This window comes from Pirellulales bacterium, from assembly GCA_035499655.1.
GTDB lineage: Bacteria > Planctomycetota > Planctomycetia > Pirellulales > JADZDJ01 > DATJYL01.
Genome location: DATJYL010000021.1, coordinates 1 through 19,586 on the forward strand (window position 1 = coordinate 1; position 19,586 = coordinate 19,586).

At 57.7% G+C, this 19,586-nt stretch carries 9 protein-coding genes and 2 tRNA genes; 5 read left to right on the top strand and 6 right to left on the bottom strand.

The features are described 5' to 3' along the window. The 3 genes from VMJ32_01125 to VMJ32_01135 all read left to right on the top strand — a co-directional run. Positions 1-750: alpha-L-fucosidase (locus tag VMJ32_01125; GenBank protein HTQ37596.1), on the top strand; the 750-nt coding region annotated here is incomplete at its 5' end. A 13-nt stretch (positions 751-763) separates the two neighbouring features. Next, complete coding sequence (locus VMJ32_01130) at positions 764-928, top strand: hypothetical protein (protein HTQ37597.1); 165 nt, start codon at positions 764-766, stop codon at positions 926-928. Between the two features lie 56 nt (positions 929-984). Further along, positions 985-1,058 (top strand) — tRNA-Ile (locus VMJ32_01135). A 552-nt stretch (positions 1,059-1,610) separates the two neighbouring features. Here the strand turns inward: VMJ32_01135 and VMJ32_01140 are convergent. The 6 genes from VMJ32_01140 to VMJ32_01165 form a co-directional block, all read right to left on the bottom strand. After that, on the bottom strand, positions 1,611-3,848 hold the full coding sequence (locus tag VMJ32_01140; GenBank protein HTQ37598.1) for an efflux transporter outer membrane subunit: 2,238 nt from the start codon (positions 3,846-3,848) through the stop codon (positions 1,611-1,613). A 415-nt stretch (positions 3,849-4,263) separates the two neighbouring features. After that, complete coding sequence (locus VMJ32_01145; protein ID HTQ37599.1) at positions 4,264-7,812, bottom strand: efflux RND transporter permease subunit; 3,549 nt, start codon at positions 7,810-7,812, stop codon at positions 4,264-4,266. 94 nt (positions 7,813-7,906) lie between these two features. After that, positions 7,907-11,746, bottom strand: a complete 3,840-nt coding sequence (locus VMJ32_01150; GenBank protein HTQ37600.1) for an efflux RND transporter permease subunit — start codon at positions 11,744-11,746, stop codon at positions 7,907-7,909. Between the two features lie 51 nt (positions 11,747-11,797). After that, positions 11,798-13,093, bottom strand: a complete 1,296-nt coding sequence (locus VMJ32_01155) for an efflux RND transporter periplasmic adaptor subunit (GenBank protein HTQ37601.1) — start codon at positions 13,091-13,093, stop codon at positions 11,798-11,800. Between the two features lie 397 nt (positions 13,094-13,490). Then, positions 13,491-15,674, bottom strand: coding sequence for a hypothetical protein (locus VMJ32_01160; GenBank protein HTQ37602.1), 2,184 nt, complete (start codon positions 15,672-15,674; stop codon positions 13,491-13,493). A gap of 5 nt (positions 15,675-15,679) precedes the next feature. Beyond that, positions 15,680-16,906, bottom strand: coding sequence for a phosphoglycerate dehydrogenase (locus tag VMJ32_01165; protein ID HTQ37603.1), 1,227 nt, complete (start codon positions 16,904-16,906; stop codon positions 15,680-15,682). A gap of 263 nt (positions 16,907-17,169) precedes the next feature. Between VMJ32_01165 and VMJ32_01170 the strand changes: the two genes are divergently transcribed. Together VMJ32_01170 and VMJ32_01175 are read left to right on the top strand one after the other, a co-directional pair. Then, positions 17,170-17,242: transfer RNA gene (locus VMJ32_01170), tRNA-Ala, on the top strand. Between the two features lie 535 nt (positions 17,243-17,777). Next, entirely contained in the window at positions 17,778-19,577 is a 1,800-nt protein-coding gene (locus VMJ32_01175) for a response regulator (GenBank protein HTQ37604.1), read from the top strand. Positions 19,578-19,586 lie beyond the last annotated feature (9 nt).

Consider the following 19,586-nt stretch of genomic DNA (forward strand, 5'->3'; position numbering starts at 1 on the left):
GCCTACTATTACAATCGAGGCGAAGAATGGGGCAAGCAGGTTTCCATCACCACCAAGAAGGCTGCTTACTCACCGACCAACGATAACACCGCAACGATTGGTTCGATCATCGATTTTGAAAAAGTTGGAGCGCGTTCGCCCTCAGCAATCCGCACGGGTTCGTGGCAGGTAGATGATCCGATTGCTGGCAACAGTTGGGGTTATGTCCGCGATTTACGACTCAGCAAGCCTGAGACCATTTTGAGCCATCTAATCGATACCGTGAGCAAAAATGGCAACTATGTGCTTAATATTTCCCCCATGGCCGACGGCACGATTCCGGACGATCAACAAGCGATTTTATTGGAAGTTGGCAAGTGGCTGGAGATCAACGGCGAGGCGATTTACGACACCCATAATTGGATTCAGTTCGGCGAAGGTGGTTCAGGTAAAGCCGAACTTAACATACGTTTTACGGTCAAAGACCAATCTCTATATGCCATGATCCTGGGCAATTGGCCAAATTCCGCTATTTCGATCACCGCCTTGGCCAGCGGTCGTGTAAAAGGAAAAATTGTGTCGGTCGCACTTTTGGGGCACGACGGTGATCTGGAATTCAGTCAAGACACGCAAAAACTGAAAGTGGAGTTGCCTGCGGAAGCTCCGTGCAAATACGCGTATTCGCTGAAGATTACTGGGCTGACCATGGATGGCCCGACAGCAACTCCCTCCGGCAATCCGCTCGCCAGCCAATCCAGTGACGGCAACTAGTGTGGATTGGCCAATGCGACTTCTGTCGCGCGGCAGCCTGCGCTTTGACAATGGTTTGACCAACGCATGGGGAAAGAGGGGGGAAATCTTTGCGGGGCTTGTTACGGAGGTCTTTTCCAGCGATACTTTTCAGCACTGGTCACGCTCCCAGATCAATCAGGTGTCGAAACGGGTGTAAACAGAATAATATACCCATGCTCGAAAACGTCAATTACCGCGTAAAACATAGTCTAAGCGCGCATAGCTCAGTTGGTTAGAGCGCCACCCTGATAAGGTGGAGGTCCTTAGTTCGAATCTAAGTGCGCGCACTTTATTGACGCCCTTGCCACTCGTCGGTTCGGCTCCGCGGCTGTCGGCAGGTCTATCTTCCAAATCGGCCCCGCACTGATCACGCCGATTTTCATCTCGCTATTTCCACGTTCTGCGACTAAAAAAATACCTAATTCGCAATTTTGACTTTGGCGCAATTAGAATCACTGCTTGTATCCGCGCCACATGCCGGCGGCCCGCACGTTGAGCCCGGCGGAGTATAACAGGGCGAAACTATGGGTAGCGGCTTGCGGCAATAGTCATCGCAGCCGAAACCGCAATACGGCGAAACGCACAGCGGCGGCTTGCAGCAATAATCGTTCGGCCCAAAGCAGCACACCGGGCACGGAGGGCAGGGCGGTGGTTTGCGGCAATAATCGTCCAGACAACACAAACAAGGCCGATGCAGCGAAATGCCCGGACACAGCCACCAACCGTCGCTAGGCTGTGCCGCGGCAGCCATCAAGCACAGCACGGTCGAACCGAGCAAGCCGATTGCCGACAAAACGCAGATACACCCCAACAGATTGATCCGTCGCATAAGCACTCCCTTACGGATGGGCAGCGGGCTGCACCACGGTCGGTAGGGTGATGTATCCGGACGGATTCGGCACGGCTGGCGCCATCGCCGGCGCTGGGGTAACGGGCGGTACGGGCGGCGACGTAACCGCCGCCGTCACCGGAGGCGCCGGTTGCGAACTGGCTTGCGGAAAAAAAGCCATCGGCGACGTCGCAGGACGTGTCGTCACGGCCATCGCCGCTTGGGAATCGTCTAAAAACGACGCCGAAACCGGCAATACATTAAACTCTTGCTCCCTCTTCTGCGGCTGCACGTTCTCCCCTTGCTGCTGCAACACTTGTTGACTGTCCCCTTGCCGATTGCCGACTGGACCCGTAACCACCGGCGCGGCCATGAATGGGTTCCGATTTTGAGGCAGCGAGGTTTGCGGCGGCGAATGCGCTCCCGGAGCCGGCAGCCCTTTGGGCGTTGGCAACTGCGGAAATGGCGATGGCAACGTGGGCGACTGATTCGCTGGAGATTGCGGCGGCGGCAATGGCTGTGTTGATGTCTGCGGCGCCACCGTTTGTGGCGTCACTGTCTCTGGCGGCGCCGTTTGCGGTGCTGCCGCCGGTGAAGCCGATTCTGGCGTTGCTGTTTCTGGCGCTGCCGATTCGGGCTTGGGCAATTCGGGATTTGGCGTCGGTACCGTTTCCAACGTTGGCGGCGGTGCATTCACTTCACCCGGTTGCGGCGGCAATTCTTCGTTGCAGTTCGTCAAGCGAATCTGCCATCCCCCTCCCAGCGCACGGTATACCGCGATCAAGCCCGTCGCAATTTCCCCTTCCGTCTGAGCCAGCAAATCTTGTTGCTGAACTTGAATCTGCTCCACTTGCGTCACGGTGGTGAAATCGGCCGTGCCCGCCTGATATTGCTTGAGCGCGATGTTCACGGCCTGAACCGCGCTATCCACCGCGGTCTGTTGATGGCCCGTCCGCTCCTGTCCGCGCAAAAAGGTCACCAACCCGCTTTCCACATCCTGGTTGGCCGCCAGCACGCTGTTCTGATACGTCGCCAGAAACTCCTGAAAAGTGGCGTCCTGCAGCTTCACGTTGTTCAGCAGCCGACCGTAGTTCAGCAAATCCCACTGGAACGATGGCCCCACATTGCTGTTCAGTGCGCCGGGCTCAAACAAGTGGCCCAAATTTTCCGCGCTCCAACCCAACGTGCCGTTGATTGAAATGTGCGGATAAAATTCCGATTCAGCAACGCCAATCGCCGCGCACTGGGCCGCCAATCGCCGCTCGGCGGCACGCACATCGGGCCGGCGCCGCAGCAGATCGGCGGGAATGCCCACCGCCACGTCCTTCGGAGCCGTGGGAATCGGCGCCGCCCCGACCCGCGCCAACAAATCTTCCGGCGGCATCCCCAGCAAAATGCACAGTTGCAAAATACTTTGACGCAACTGAATTTGCAATTCCGAAATGTCGGCTTCCGTGGCCTCCAGCGTGGTGCGGGCCTGATCGACATCCAACTCGCTGATGGTGCTTACTTTGAAGCGCGCCTCGACAATATTCAGGGTGTCTTTCTGAATCCGAACGTTGTCTTCGGCATATTGAATTCGCTGCTCCAACGTCCGCATGTTCACGTAAGCCGTGGCGACGTCGCCCAACAGGGTGACCAGCGCCGCGTCGTAATCTTCCACCGAGGCGTCCAGCAAATCGGAATTCTCCTCGATCGCCCGGCGAAAGCGACCCCAAAAATCCAACTCCCACGCCAAATTGAAGCCAAAGTTCCATTGATTAAAAAATTGCGGGCCAAATCCGCCCTGCGCCGTTTCCTGACTGTTCGCAATCGCCATGTAACTGCCCGCAGCGTTTTGCGTTTGTGGAAAAAAGCTGCCAATGGCAATGCCGAATTGTGCCCGGGCTTCCAACACGCGGAAGCCGGCTTCACGCAAGGTGAGATTTTGGTGATAGGACGTGCAAACCAGATCGTTCAAAATGGGATCATGAAATACCGTCCACCACTGGCAAGGATCGTCTTCGTCGGTCTTCACGCGCTTGTCGTTGGCGTCGATCCACTCTTTTGCCACGGGCGCCGCCGGCCGACCGTAATTGGGGCCGACCTTAAATCCGTTATGAAAATAGTCGCGCCACGAAGTGCAGCCGCTAAGCACCAGCGCGCAGAGTATGACCACCACCAGCAAACGCACTCGCCGGTTTACAACGGCGCATTCGCTGGCAAGGGGCTCGCGCGCAGTCGGTCTTTCGCGATGAATTGTCGGCAAGAGCAGCTCGAGGAGTAGTGGACTGAAAAATCGCTATGATCCACACAATCGGAATCATCGGCATTCTCGGTAAAGTCGAATCCGTATCGCGCTGCTAGCACCGTAGATACCGCCAAGCCTGCGCAGTTTCCGGCTGCGACAGAATTCATTCGGGTAGGAGGGCCAGCTTTTCCGGAGAACCGATCACCTAGAATGCACTGCTAGCCAGTTCTATCACGACTCTCAGCGGGCCAACAATTCTAGGTCGTCGCCTAATTTGAAAAATGTAGCGGTCCCGGCGCGTCGGGATCCCCAGACGCCCGCAGTTTTTCTCGAAGAAAAACGGCTGAGGACCCCGGTGCGCCGGGGTCACTACATCGTGGTGATTCAAATTAGGCGACGAACCAATTCTTCGCTTCGCTAACAGCGCGTGGCGTCAGGAATGTGCGCCGCCGCTCTTTAACCGGTGCGGCTCCAATGATTCGACCGCCTGCGCAACATGCTTTTTCGCCCGGCGGTCGTTCCACGCCTGAATCACATAGAAAAAAATCGGCGTCAAGAACACGCCAAACAGCGTCACGCCCAGCATGCCGCTAAACACGGCAATTCCCAGCGTGCGGCGCATTTCCGCCCCGGCGCCGCTGGCCACCACTAGCGGCACCACGCCCAATATGAACGCGAACGAAGTCATCAAAATCGGCCGCAGTCGCAGCCGCACGGCTTCTAAAACTGCTTCCCGCCGCGGCACGCCCGATTCGTGCTGCACCTTGGCAAATTCGACAATCAATATCGCATTCTTGCTGGCCAAACCCACCAACACGACAAAGCCGATCTGCGTGAATATATTCAGGTCGTTGTGCCCCACCTGAATGCCCGTGACCGAAAATAGCAGGCACATCGGCACCACCAAAATCACGGCCAGCGGCAGCGACCAACTTTCGTACTGCGCGGCCAACACCAAAAATACAAACAGTACCGCCAAGGCGAAAAACCACATCGCGCTATTCCCGGCCTGCAGCTGCAAGTACGCCAAATCAGTCCATTCGTAGGCCATCGAACGGGGCAATTCGCTTTGGGCAATTTCCGCCGCCAAATCGACCGCCTGCCCGGAGCTGGTTCCCGGCGCCGCTTCGCCCGTCACCGCCGCCGCCGAATATAAATTGTACCGCATCACCATCACCGGCCCGCTCGTGTCGCGCACGGTCATTAGCGTCGCCAACCGCACCATTTGCCCTTGATTGTTGCGTACCTGGAGTTGGCGCACGTCGGGTACCTGGTTGCGAAAGGTGGGATCGGCCTGCACATTCACTTGCCACGTGCGCCCAAACTCGTTGAAGTTATTCACGTAATAAGAACCGAAATAAACCTGCAGTGTGTTGAACAAATCGGCCACGGAAATTCCTAGCGCCTCGCATTTGGTGCGATCGATTTCCAAATACAGCCACGGCGTATTCGCTCCGGAGCTGTTAAACAGTCCCTTTAAGCCCGGTGTGCGATTGCCGCGGGAAACAATTTGCTCACTCACTCGCTGCAATGGTCCCAAGCCCAAATTCCCGCGGTCTTCGACAATCATTTTGAAGCCGCCGGTCGTGCCCAAGCCGTCAATCGGCGGCGCGCCAAACGCAGCCACCATCGCTTCGCTCACTTCTTGGTGGCAGCGCTGCTGCAAGTCGGCGGCAATGGCGTCGGCAGTTAAATCGGCCCCGCGCCGCTCGTCGAACGGCTTCAGCATCACGTACATCGAGCCCAAGTTCGGCGCGTTGGCGTTCAAAATCAGCGATTGCCCGGAAATGCCGACCGTGTGAGCCACCCCCGGCGCACGGCCCACGACCTCCTCAATCCGCGCCATCGACGCCTGGGTTCGCTCGACCGAAGCCGAATCGGGCAATTGCACGTTAAGCAACAAGTAGCCTTTGTCCTGTTGCGGCACAAAGCCGGTCGGCGTGCGATTGAACTGCCACCACGTCACCACCAGCAAGCCGCCATACACAGCCAGTGCCAACGCGCTGATTCGCAACAGTGCCCCCACCGTTTTGCCGTACACGGTAATCACGCGATCGAAAAGCACATTAAATGCGCGAAACAGCGAGCCCAGCACTGCGTTGACCGAATCAATAACCCACCAGCCGATCCCCCCGCCCAGTATAGCCCCTGGAATAAATAACGCGGCATCCACGGCCCACGACATGGCGGTCGACAGTCCCTCGCCTTGTTCGGCGTTCAGTCCTAACCGCTGGGCCAGCAATTTGTCCCCCAGCCAAACGCTCAGGCATCCGCCCACAATGCCGAAAAACCACCAGGGCAGCGCCTCTTTTTTATGCTGATGGCCATGCTCGCCTACTTCCGATTTGAAAATCACCGCCGCCCGCGAAGGCGTCATCGTAATCGCGTTCACCGCCGAAATAATGGTCGACACCGCTATCGTCACGGCAAATTGCCGGAAAAATTGCCCTGTCACGCCCCCCAAAAAACAGCACGGCACAAACACGGAACTAAGAACCAGCGTAATCGCCATAATCGGTCCGGTAATTTCGTGCATCGCCTTAATCGTGGCGCTGCGCGCATCCAGCCCGGTGGCGATTTGCCGTTCGATATTTTCCAGCACTACAATCGCATCGTCCACCACAATGCCGATCGCCAACACCAACCCGAACAGCGTCAAGTTGTTCAGCGTGAATCCCATGGCCGCCATAATTGCAAACGTGCCGATCAGCGAAACCGGCACGTCGATCATGGGCAGAATCATCGCCCGCCAGTCCTGCAAGAACAGCAGCACCACGATGGCGACCAGAATCACCGCATCGCGCAGCGTGCGAAACACTTCGTTCACCGATTCACGGATAAACGGCGTGGTGTCGTACACGATGCGATAATCCAACCCGTCCGGAAATCGTGTCTTCAATTCCCGCATTTTTGCGTACACGTTGCCGGAGGTATCCAGCGCGTTGGAGCCCGGCAGTTGATAAATCGACAACGCCACGGAAGGCTGTCCATCCAGCGTGCACGATTGCTCGTATTGCTGCGAACCCAATTCGACGCGCGGCTTTCCGTCGGCCGTTTTGGTCACCACGTCGCGCAAGCGAACAATGCCCGTCGACGGCGCAGCCGCCGGGTTCGATCCGCCAACATTCGCCGCGGCCGTCGATCCGCTGGTTCCACCCGCGCCAGGCTGCCCCGTAGAAGCTGCGCCGGCCGTGGACATGGGTCCGCCGGCATTGGCCGCTTTGATGATAATGTTGGCAAATTGTTCCGGGTCGGTCAGTCGGCCCAGCGTGTTGATGGTCAATTGAAACTGCTGGCCCGCCGGGGCTGGCTGCTGGCCAATTTGTCCGGCCGCCACTTGAATGTTCTGCTGCGCAATCGCGTTGACAACGTCGTTGGCCGTCAAACTGAGCGCGGCCAATTTGTCCGGATCCAGCCAAGCGCGCAGGCTGTAATCGCGCTGGCCCAAATAAGTAATGCCCGCCACGCCGGCCACGCGCCCCAACTCGTCTTTGACGTAAATCGTGGCGTAGTTGCTTAGAAAAATGTCGTCATAGCGTTTGTCGGGCGAAATCAGATTCACAATCATCAACGTATTGGGGGACATCTTCTTGACGTTGATGCCCTCGTTTTGCACGACGGCCGGAATCACCGGCAGCGCCAACGACACGCGATTTTGCACCAGCACCTGGGCCATGTCGGAATCCATTCCCAGATTGAACGTAACCGTCAGTTTGTACGCGCCGTCGTTGGTCGATTGGCTCGACATGTACATCATGCCTTCGACGCCGCTGATTTGCTCCTCGATGGGCGCTGCCACGGTGTCGCGCACTGTCTCCGAATTGGCCCCAGGGTAGGAAGCCGTCACTTGCACCGTCGGCGGCGTGACATCCGGATATTGCGCCACCGGCAGCGTGAATACCGCCACGCCTCCGGCCAGCACAAACACGACCGAAATCACGGTCGCGAAAATCGGGCGATCGACAAAAAATTCCGCAATCACGCCGCTAAACTCCCTAGACCTCTGCCGGAAACCCTCTCCCTGTGGGAGAGGGTAGGGTGAGGGTGCTTCTGTTTGCTTTTCAACATAACCTCGCTTACGAGCCGCCCGCCGGATTTTGCAGCCGAATCCGCCGGTGAATTTCCAAAATCACCAGCGCCGCCAACACTCCCGCCGTGGCTCCCACAAAACACGCTGTCCCCACGGCGAACCCGCCCAACTGGCTTGATAAAAAACCGATGGTCAAACCCAACGCCCCGCCCGCCACGCTGGAGCCTATCCACCGCGTCCGCTCGGCGGTCAGCAGCTGCGATTCTCCCAGGCCTTGAATCACATAAAAGAACACCGGCGTCAAAAAAATGCCGAACAGCGTCACGCCCAACATGCCGCTGAACACAGCCACCCCCAGCGAGCGCCGCATCTCGGCGCCGGCGCCAGAAGCAACCACCAGCGGAGCCACGCCAAAAATAAACGCGAACGAAGTCATCAATATCGGCCGCAGCCGCAACCGCGAAGCTTCCTCCGTGGCGTCAAACCGCGATCGCCCTTCCTCTTCGTGCAACTGCCGGGCGAACTCGACCACCAGAATCGCGTTTTTGCAGGCCAAGCCCACCAGCACGACCAAACCAATTTGCACGAAAATATTCACATCGCGTTGAGTCCACAATACGCCCACCACCGAACTCAACAAGCACAACGGAACCACCAAAATCACGGCCAACGGCAACGACCAACTTTCGTACAACGCCGACAGCGCCAAAAACACGCTCACCACCGCCAGCGCAAACACATACATCGACGTGTTCCCGGCCCGCTTTTGCATGAACATCAGTTCGGTCCAATCCGCCCTCATGCTCAGCGGCAACGAAGCCGCCGCGATCTCATCGACCCGCTTGATCGCCGCGCCGGAACTGTAGCCGGGTTGCAAATTCCCCGTAATGGCGGCCGCCGAGTACAAGTTATACCGCGTCACACTGCTGGGCCCATTGATTTCCTGCAGTTGCACCAGCGTCCCCAGCGGCACCATTTGTCCTCGATTATTTCGCACCTGGAATAAATTAATATCGTCCGTGTGGTTCCGGAACTCGCCGGCGGCTTGCACGGTCACCTGCCAATGCCGCCCGAATTCGTTGAAGCTGTTCACGTACAGCGAACCGAGCAATATCTCCAGCGTTTGATTCACGTCGGTCAGCGAGACGCCCAGCGCGGCGGTTTTCATCCGATCGATGTTCAACAGCAACTGCGGCACTTTGGAGCGAAACTGCGTCGTCACGCCGACTAAGCCGGGCACTTGTTTTTGCAGCTTCCCCACCAAATCGTCGGTTTGTTGTTGCAACACGGGAAGTCCCAAGTCCCCCCGGTCTTCAATCATCACCTTGAAGCCGCCCGCCACACCCAGCCCCGGCACCGGCGATGCCCCGTACACCGTCACCTGCGCATCCTGCACTTCCTTGGCCCACTGGCGGCGCAAGTTTGACATAATGGCCGTATCCGGCAAATTTCGCCGTTCGGCAAATGGTTTCAGCACAATGAACATCGATGCATAATTCGGGCTTGTCGCCTGCATGACAAACGACAATCCGGATATTCCCACGGTATGTGCCACGCCCGGCGCCCGATTGGCGATCTCGGCCACTTGCTTCATTGCCTCCTGCGTGCGCTGCAACGAAGAAGAATCGGGCAATTGAATGCTGCAGATCAGCCGTCCCTGATCCTGTTGCGGCACAAAGCCGATCGGCGCACTGCTGAACGTCACGTACGTAATCAGTATCAACAAGCCGTACACAAACAGCACCGCCACGCTGAATCTCATCATGCGTTCAACGACCCACGAATACGCCGACGTGCTCACGCCGAATAGCCAGTTGAATAGCCGAAAAAACCAGCCCAATACCAGGTCTAACAGCCACGTGACCGGATCCCGGCGGCTACCGTGCGGTTTCAGCAAAATGGCAGCCAAAGCGGGGCTCAGGGTCAAAGAACTGATGGCCGAAAACACCGTCGAAACCGAAATTGTAACCGCAAATTGCCGATAGAATTGCCCCGTGATCCCGCCGACAAATGCGCACGGCACAAACACCGCGCACAACACCAACGCCACAGCAATAATGGGACCGGTCACCTCTTCCATTGCTTTCCGCGTGGCTTCGCGCGGCCCCAGGCCGTGCGTCATCCAACGTTCGACGTTCTCCACAACGACAATGGCGTCGTCCACCACGATGCCAATCGCCAACACCAAACCGAACAGCGAAATATTGTTGAGGCTGAATCCCAACGCAGCCATCACCGCAAACGTGCTGATAATCGCCACCGGCACGGCAATCAGCGGAATAATGACCGACCGCCAATTTTGTAAAAATATCAGCACCACGATCGCTACCAAAAACACCGCCAGGAACAAAGTTCGAACCACGTCGGAAACCGATTCGCGAATATACGGAGTCGTATCGTATGCGATGGCGTAATCCACTCCCTCCGGAAACCGCGACTTCAATTCTTCCATTTTCGCCTGCACTCGGTCGGCCACATCCAAGGCGTTCGTGCCCGGAAGTTGATACACCGCCAAACCGACCGAAGGCTGGCCGTCGAACAAGCACGATTGATTGTAATTCTGCGCGCCCAGTTCGACGCGCCCCACATCGCGCACCCTTACGATGGCAATCGAGGGCTGGCCCGGCCCCGCCGGCGATGCTCCGCCTGCGGCCCCGGCTCCCGCCGCGCTGTTAATCGAAATTCCTTCAATCGTGCCCGTGGTGTTGGTGTTGTCGGTGGCTGTGCCGGCAGTTGAAGTTGTCGAAGAAGCGCCGCTGGCGCTGCCGCCGGTTGAACCGCCGCCCCCCGTCGCGCTGCCGCCGGTCGTTGTGCCGCCGCCGGCTGCGCTGCCGCCTCCGGTCGTGGAAACGCCCAAATTGGAACTCGTTCCGGTGGTGGTCGTCGTTGCCGTAGAGGACATAGAACTAGAAGGCGCCACCGTGGCGGTACTGCTGGCTCCGCCCCCGCTAGTAACCGAATTCGCCGCCAGCGCGCTGCCGCCGGCGGTACCCGTCGTAGCCGTACTTGAAGATGCCCGAGCAGCGCTGCTTGCCGCGCTGGCTGCCGCAGCCGGCACGCCAATGCTCCCCACCACCGAGCGCGGCGAGCCTGTCGCTTGCGCCGGCGGCGTCGTTTGGCTCACCTTGACAATAATGTCGCCGAACTGTTCCGGCTCGGTTAGCCGGCCCAGCGTGTCGACCGGCAATTGGAACACTTGTCCCTGCGGCGCCGGCTGCTGGCCAACTTGTCCAGCCGGTGCGTCTAAATTTTGGTTGCGAATGGCCGTGGCCACATCCAACGCCGTCATGTTGCGGGCGGCCAGTTCCTGCGGATCAAGCCAGATGCGGATGCTATAATCGCGCTCTCCCTGATACGTAATGTCGGAAACTCCCGGCACCCGCAACAATTCATCCCGGATATTGATGGTCGCATAATTGCTCAAATAAATATCGTTGTATCGATGGTCCGGCGAAAAAAAGTTCACAATCATCAAAATGTCGGGCGTTCGCTTGCGGATCGTAATCCCCTGGTTTTGTACCTGCGTGGGCAATTGCGGCATGGCCAGCGTTACCCGGTTCTGCACCATCACCAGCGCCGTATTCAAATCGACGCCGATGTCGAACGTCACCGTCAGCGTATACGAGCCGTCGTTCCCCATTTGCGAAGACATGTACAACATGCCGGGAACGCCGTTCACTTGCTGCTCGATCGGGGCAGCCACGGTATCGGCCACCACTTTAGCGCTTGCGCCCGGGTAGTTGATGGAAACCGAAACCCCCGGCGGCGTGATCCGCGGATATTGCGCAATGGGCAAATAAAAGAGCGAGATCGCCCCGATCAGCGTCATCACAATCGAAACGACCGAGGCAAAAATCGGCCGGTCGATGAAAAATCGTGATATCATGGCTGGCGCATCAACTGCGTGAAAGCGGCCTTCGCTGACCCGGTTTGCATTTCAATTGGTCTTGGCAGGACCGGGCGAGGTTTCCACCGCGCCGGGTTGGTTGGAATCTTTGGAATCCGTGGAGGAATCAACGGATTTGCTTTCCGCGGATTTACCCTCGCCCGCGGAAGTTCCTTCACGAATTGCTCCCAGCGTCGGCATCGGTTCGCGGTCGGGAGTAATCTGCATTCGGGGGCGAACTTGCTGAATGGCGCCGATCACAACCCATTCGGAGGTCTTCAATCCAGAATCAATCACCCGTAATCCATCTTCTTGCAAAGCACCGGTGTCGACCCGCTGCTGCTGCACAATATTTTTGTCGTCCACGGTGTACACGTACTTCATGCCTTGATCGGAACCAATGGCACGGTCGATCACCAACAGTGCGTCGTGCGGTTGGCCAATCGGCAGCCGCACGCGGACAAACATTCCCGGCGACAGCAACCGCACCCCATTCGCCGGCTTCGGATTCGGCACCACCCCGCGAACCGTAATGCTGCCCGTGCCGGGGTTCACCTGGTTATTCACGAAATTGATGGTGCCTTCGTGCAGATAGCCATCTTCCCCTTCCAGCCCGATGAAGACCGGAATTTCTCCCTGCTGATAACGCACAATTTTGCCTTCGTTCACCGCTCGCCGAACGCGCAACACCGTGTTCTCGTCGATGTCGAAATACACGTACATCGGATCGACCGACACCACCGTGGTCAATTGCGTTTGATCCTGATTGACCAAATTTCCCGGCGTCAAATAATAACGCGATATTTGCCCCGTCAGCGGCGCCGTCACTTTACAAAAACCCAAGTTCAGCTTGTACACTTCCAGGCTGGCCTTGGCGGCTTGCACCGATGCCTCCGCTTCTTCCTCGGCCGCCTGATACCGATCCAAATCTTGCTTGCTGATCGCGCCCGGCGTTTTGGCCAGCTCCTTCGCCCGGGCGTTGTCCGCCTCGGCTTCCTTCACGCGCGCTTCGTTCAGCAGCACTTGTCCTTCCGCCTGATCGTACTGTGCTTGATAAGGTCGGGGATCAATTTCAAACAGCACTTCTCCCTTTTTTACCTCCGCGCCTTCCTTGAACGGCGCGCTAATCAAATATCCGGTGACGCGCGGCACAACGCTAACCGCTTCCGGAGCCTCAATCCGGCCGGTGAAATCAACATAGTCCGTCACCTGCCGCTCAACCGGCTGGCTGACTGGAATTGCCGGCGGCTCCGCTGGCGCTACGTTCAGCGACTTGGAACTGCATCCCGCCGCCAACGTAAGGGGCAAGCACACACAGGCCCCCCAAAATGCAATTTTCTGCTCCATAATGCCTTTCGCCACCTGGGTTGCATCATCCGAGGCCGGCCGTGCCGCCCCTCGATGGCAGACAACTTCGGCACGCTATCCCCACAGCAATCATATCAAATCGAGTCCGATATACCACGAGCGCTTTTTTAGGCCCTCAGTCGCGGCAGAAAAATGTTCCTGTGGGAAAACTGAAAAGCCGTTCGCATGCGGGTGCCAGGCCGCTTCTTTAAGTGGGTAGTATTAACTGTCTGGCCGCCATGCCCTTATGCAACAAAACTTAAACAGGAGATAACAGAGTAAACGGAGACCTTTTTTCAAATTCTATTTCCATGATTACTCTGTGCCCTCTGTTTCCTCCTGTTGAATTTTTGCCGACGTTAGCACCGGAGCCGCATGCAGGTGCTATGGCCACACTCTACGGCATCGGCTGCAAGCCCTCGTAGCGCACCTTCCAATTCTTTGGAAAGCCCGGGGCGTGCTCAGTGTGACCGTCCCAGCCGGCGGCCATCATCGCCACGGCCGCCAGCCAACCGCCGTTGGCCGGCATGTACATCGGCGTTTGATTCGGCCGCCGAATGGTATAGCCCGACGGCCGGAACGACTTGACATCCATATCGCCCACCAGCATTTTGATGGCCGTCTCCGGTTCATTCAGCCGGGCCGCGCACATGGCAACCATCGCCGTCCCCCACGTTTGATCTTCCTCCGGATGCCAATGGGCGCCCCCCGTAACCGCGTGCAGCGTATTTCGCATGACGTCCACGTCGATGTCGCGACCCGGCAGCACACCGTACAACCACGTCGCCATGCGGGCCGCCGTATTTTCCACCGGAATTTCCAGCGTCGGGTAAATGCCCTCGCGAACCGTCAGCGGCGCGAAGTGATGAATCACGTCGTCCCATTTTTCATCTCGCGGCATGCCCAGCCTCACGCGCCACTCCTGCGCCGTTTCCAAGGCCCACTTCCAATAACCAAGTTCCATGGTCGGGTTCAGGTTGTGTTCGTAATCGCTGTGTTTTTCTTCCGCCGAAGCCACCGCGGGGCCCAGCACGTATTGCTTCCGCTCAGCATCGTAATCCACGAAGCTGGCCATATAGTCGGCCGTTTCGAAGACAATATCCTTATAGCGATCCAATGTCGCCTGATCGTGGCGCGCCCGCCACAGCAATTCCGCCAGATAAATCGGATGCGGCTGCTGCCACACCAGCACCGGGCCTATCCCCGACGGGCTTTCCACGCCGCTGGGGTCGGTCATTTTCGACCACTTCACTCCTTTGCACCCTTCGCGCTGGGCCATCGCCTGGCCCGGCGGCATCATTTGCTTCAAATGCTCGAAGCTCTTTTCCAAAATTTCCGGTCGGCCCCACAACGCCCAATGCGCGGCATGCCACCAATACATTTCCATGTGAAATTTGCCAAACCACGAATTCACCGCCAGCCCGGTTTCCTGCGGCGGCAGCGAACCCGCATCGTGTACCGCCATGACATACTCCGACAGCACTATCCGCCGCTCCAACTCCGCGGCCTGTGGATCGTCGTTGCCCGATAAATCAATCGCCCCGCCGCTGCTCCAGTAATGCTGCCAATGCTCTTGCGCTGCGCGTTGCACGGCAACCACACTATCCGCCTCGGCCTGAATCGCCTGCGGCGAGAACCAGGCCGTTAGTTCGATGTGCTGGATGGATGGATTCGCCGCGAGATCCGCACTCAGCAAATACTGATGTTTGTCGGTTTGTGTCAACTTGACGCCATTGGACCAGCATGCACGCACAAAATAGTGAGTGTCGTCCAAAGTTCGCGCAAAATCGGCCCCGCTTATCCCATGCCCAGCAAATACAGAATGCAAAGTTTGGTGCGCGTCAGGTTTCGTCCAATCCTGATAATCCGGCCCAAACGACATCAGCGCGTACGGAAACGCAATCCGCACTTTCAGCCGGCCGCTGGCGATCAATGGCGAATCGATCGCCACCGCCACCTCGTCCCGCTGCGGATGCACCGCCGTCTGCACGTGCACCGGCACGCCTTCCACTTCGAACGAACTGCTCGCCAGGCCGCTCCACAAATCCAGCCGCTCATCAAGATTTTTCAAATCGCCTATCGCTACCGAAGTGCCGTCGGCTTTGGTCATTTCCAACCCGATGCGCCCCAGCCCAAATCGATGCGGATTGCCACGCAAATATGCCGCGTCGGGCGCCGGATTGCTCGTGCTTGCCGCTGGATACACAAACTCCCGATCGTGCTTCGCGAGGCTCTTCATTTTGAACTTATCCAGCGTGTACCCTTCCGGGTTGGGAAAACTGTGCCAGCCCCAATTGCTCAAAATGCCAATCGGCATCGTTTTCTCGTAATACTCCGGGAAGCTCTGCAGCCCGGTAACGTCGAAATTAAAGGCGAATTCCCCGTTGCCTACCGCCATGGCGCCGTTCGGATCGATCTCGTGGATTTCGATGTTATGTCGGTTCACCAAGGCGTGCCGATCGATCGCACTGTCTGCTTCGGCGCCCTGCGCACAGGTAATCGCAGCACAAACAGCCACACACACCGCTGCCACGGGCCAGGTGTAAACAATCCGCATTTGCTTCTCCCAAATTTGTCGCATGCTTCCTATTTACCCAGCGAAGTCAGTCGCAGTTCAAACACATCCGCCTCTGCGCGGCGCAGGCCATTTAGTATGTCTTCCCCCGGTGCGGTTTCCAACTGGATATTGGCCACCGCCGCCTCAGCCCCCTCGAACACTATATTTTCCATCTCTTGCACGTTGATCCGTGCCGCGCTAATGGCATCCAACACCCGCGCCAATACTCCCGGTCGATCACGATGTCGCACACTCAACAAGTACGTGGCCGGCGTATGCCGAGCAATATTGACCACGTTGGGCGCCCGCCCCGTCTCTTGAAAACTCCGGATAATGCGCACCGTTTCGGCTGCAATGGCTTCCTGTGCCTGTTCGGTCGACGCGCCAATATGATGCGTGCCGTACAGAGTGGTTTCCTGCGCGATAGGGTCGCTGAACGCGCCAGCGCTTTCCGTCGGTTCGCTGGCGTAAACGTCCAATCCCACTCGAATCTTCCGTTCCCGCATGGCCCACACCAACGCCGTTTGATCGACCAGCTCCCCCCGCGCCGTGTTGATGAAGTATGCTCCCGGCCGCATGGCTTTGAAAAAATCCGCGTCGAGCAACCCCCGGGTTTCCTTGGTCAACGCCAAATGTACGCTAACCACGTCCGCCTCGCCCGCAACTTCCGACGGCGTGTTTTTGTTGCCAATATTCAGTTGCTTGGCCCGCTCCGCGGTCAGGCTGCGGCTCCAGGCTATCACCGGCATGCCAAACGCTTTGGCGCGGGGCAGCATCTCCATGCCGATTTGTCCCAGTCCAATTAAGCCCAGCGTCCGGCCAAACAACCCCCGCGCCTGTGAAAACTGCTTCTTATTCCACTGGCCGGCACGCAGCGCAATCACGTTGTCCGCCAAGCGCCGGTCCAAAGCCAACATCAATCCGAAGGCCAACTCAGCCACCGCCACCGAGTTTTTCCCCGGACAGTTCGACACGTAAATACCTCGCTTCGAAGCGGCGGCCACGTCGATCGTGTTGTAACCCGCTCCTGCGCGCACCACCAGCTTCAGCCAAGGCGCCTCCAATACCGCGGCGTTCACTTTCGTCGAACGCACTACCAAAATGTCCGGCCGCAACTCGTGCGCAGCTTGCGCCAAAGCCTCGTCCGCCAACTTGGGCTCGTACAAAACTTCGCATCCAAGGGCCGCCAGCGCTTCGCGCCCCGAGGGTTCAAACGTGTCCGCAATCAACACTCGCACAGCAAAATGGTCCTCCACCATCACCGTCCGCGAAAGTCGCCCAAAACTTTGGAACAGGCGAAAAAAAATGCCTGCAGCGTTTTTGGAACGGTGCCCAGCTATGAGTTATAGACTTACCTGATGTGTACTTTCAACCAGTCCCAACTTGGACCGCGAACTTGCCTTGCAAAAGCACTGTCAAATTGTAAGATCGTGGACGGGATTCGATGAAGCTTCATCCCTGATTCCCCACCACCGTACCCGCTTCACTCACCCCACACCATTCACCACTCACCCTTACCGGGGACGTAGCTCAATTGGGAGAGCACAGCCTTTGCAAGGCTGGGGTTGCCGGTTCGATCCCGGTCGTCTCCACTTCGATCTTTGGCCCCAAGATGCCTTTTCCCACGGAAAGGGGGTGGTGCGCCAATTTGAACATAGCCCGACTGTGTCAGTCGGGAAAAGCGGCTGTCGGAATTTCAAATTGGCCCACCACCGGAATAAGGGCGGCCTGAGGGCCGCGTTTTGTGCGGCGAAACTCCTCGAAGCTTCCCCCCCTCGCTACGCGAACTCTCCGCCTGCCGAGAAAAGAATGACCTGCCCAGGCCTCGGCCTGGCCAGTCTCTTCCTGCTGCGACGCAAAGCCGACCTGCCGCACATTCTGTCGGCATGACGCCCCGTTTGGGCTGGAGACCGGAAGGAAACAGCCCCGCCATTTTGTGGGGTAAAACGTGGCATATATTTGTGTATGGGCCGCCGGGGTCGCATTGAAAAACTGCCATTCCGATCAACTCCTTCACACAGGACTTGTTCAGGTCAAGTTACTGGGTCAGTGCTGCCACGTCGTCAGGGTAATTTCCCAACCCGATCCGCCCCGACTGCCATGCATCTTTGAACCGTGCGGCCATCCATGTCCTTTCTGTCACGATTTGTTGATCTACAAATCTCCAAACAGCTTCGCAGCAGCGGAGTCGATGTGCACCGCCGCGCCCGCCAAATCGTGGCCTTCACCCTGGCTTTGATTATCTGGGCGCCGGTCTTCTCGGTGCTTTATTTTGCCGTGCATCTCCCGACGCTGGCCATCAGCATCCTCCTCGCTGCCGGGCTGGGTCTCATCAATCTCGGGCTCATGCGCCGGTTTGGATCGGTCATGCTGTCGGGCAATTTGATGACGCTCATCTTGTACGTCCTGCTGGCATATCTTTCCGTCCGCAGCGGGGGAATTAACTCGCCCGCTGCCGCTTGGTTCGCGGTGATTCCTGTTCTGTCCACCATGATGTTGGGTTACCGCAACGGAATCGTCTGGCTGGCCGCAACGCTGGCGATCATGCCGGTCTTGTTCCTTGAGCAGCGCTCAACCTGGCCCGTAACGCTCTCGCTCGACAACCATCAACTGTCGATTTGGGGAGTGGCCTCCGCGGTGGGAATTACCCTCGTGATTTACTCCCTGACCCTGATTTACGAACACCTCAAAGATGCCGCCGTGAATTCGCTCCTGATCGCCAACCGCACCAAGAGCGAATTCCTGGCCAACATGAGTCACGAAATCCGCACTCCCCTCACCGCCATTTTGGGATACACCGACTTGTTGATCGAGCAAGACGCCGAGGAAGGGCAAGACTCCGCTTGCCGCGCCGAAAAAATGGCCACCATCAAATGCGCGGGCGAACACTTGCTCACCGTCGTCAACGACATCCTCGACCTCTCGAAAATCGAAGCCGGAAAAGTGCAGGTCGAAGAGGTGGAATGCGATCTGCCAAATCTGCTGTCCGAAGTCGATTCACTCATGCGTCCGCGGGCCATTGGCAAAGGCCTGGCCTTTGAAGTTCGCCTAACCACCGCGGTCCCCTGTCGAATCCGCACCGATCCTACTCGCTTGCGCCAGATTTTGCTAAACCTGGCAGGCAATGCCGTCAAATTCACCGAGCATGGCTATGTGGAAATTACGACTGCCGTCGCCGGTCAGGGGGCCGAGGCGCTGCTGCACATCGATATTCGCGATACTGGACTGGGAATGACGCCGGAACAAACGTCGTGGTTGTTCACGCCGTTCAATCAAGCTGACAACAGCGTGACTCGTCGCTTTGGCGGCACCGGGCTGGGTTTGGCCATTTGCCGACGACTGGCGCAATTGATGGGCGGGATGATCGCTCTGCAGCACACCTTGCCGGGCGTAGGTTCGGTATTTCGTGTCGAATTGCCTCTCCGCGCCGCGCCCGACGCACCCTGGACCGCCGCCTTGAAGCACATCCAGACTTTAGCAGCCGTGCCTCTGGCTCCGCATCGTCTTCAGGGACGTGTGCTGCTGGCAGAAGATGGTCCCGACAACCAACTGCTCATCGCCTTTTATCTGCGTAAGGCCGGCATGGATATCGAGTTTGCCAACAATGGACGTGTCGCATTGGAAATGCTGGAAAGGACCGAGTCGGGCTTGCCCGGCGTGCCGCGGTACGACCTGCTCTTGACCGACATCCAAATGCCGGAAATGGACGGTTACACTTTGGCCCGCATTCTGCGCAAACGCGGCAGTGCCATCCCCATTATCGCCTTGACTGCGCATGCCATGGAAGAGGACCGGAAAAAGTGCCTCGAGGCCGGCTGCGACGACTTCCTTACCAAACCGGTCAACAAAATCCAATTGCTCTCGATGTGCACCCATTGGATCGGCTGCAAAAGCAATGCGGCCAAAAACCGCCAGCCGGTCAATTGAATCTTCGAC

Excerpts from the sequence above, each read along its gene's own strand:
- VMJ32_01155 (HTQ37601.1), bottom strand. The coding sequence starts at position 13,093 with ATGGAGCAGAAAATTGCATTTTGGGGGGCCTGTGTGTGCTTGCCCCTT.
- VMJ32_01150 (HTQ37600.1), bottom strand. The coding sequence starts at position 11,746 with ATGATATCACGATTTTTCATCGACCGGCCGATTTTTGCCTCGGTCGTT.
- VMJ32_01175 (HTQ37604.1), top strand. The coding sequence starts at position 17,778 with ATGTCCTTTCTGTCACGATTTGTTGATCTACAAATCTCCAAACAGCTT.
- VMJ32_01130 (HTQ37597.1), top strand. The coding sequence starts at position 764 with ATGCGACTTCTGTCGCGCGGCAGCCTGCGCTTTGACAATGGTTTGACC.
- VMJ32_01160 (HTQ37602.1), bottom strand. The coding sequence starts at position 15,674 with ATGCGACAAATTTGGGAGAAGCAAATGCGGATTGTTTACACCTGGCCC.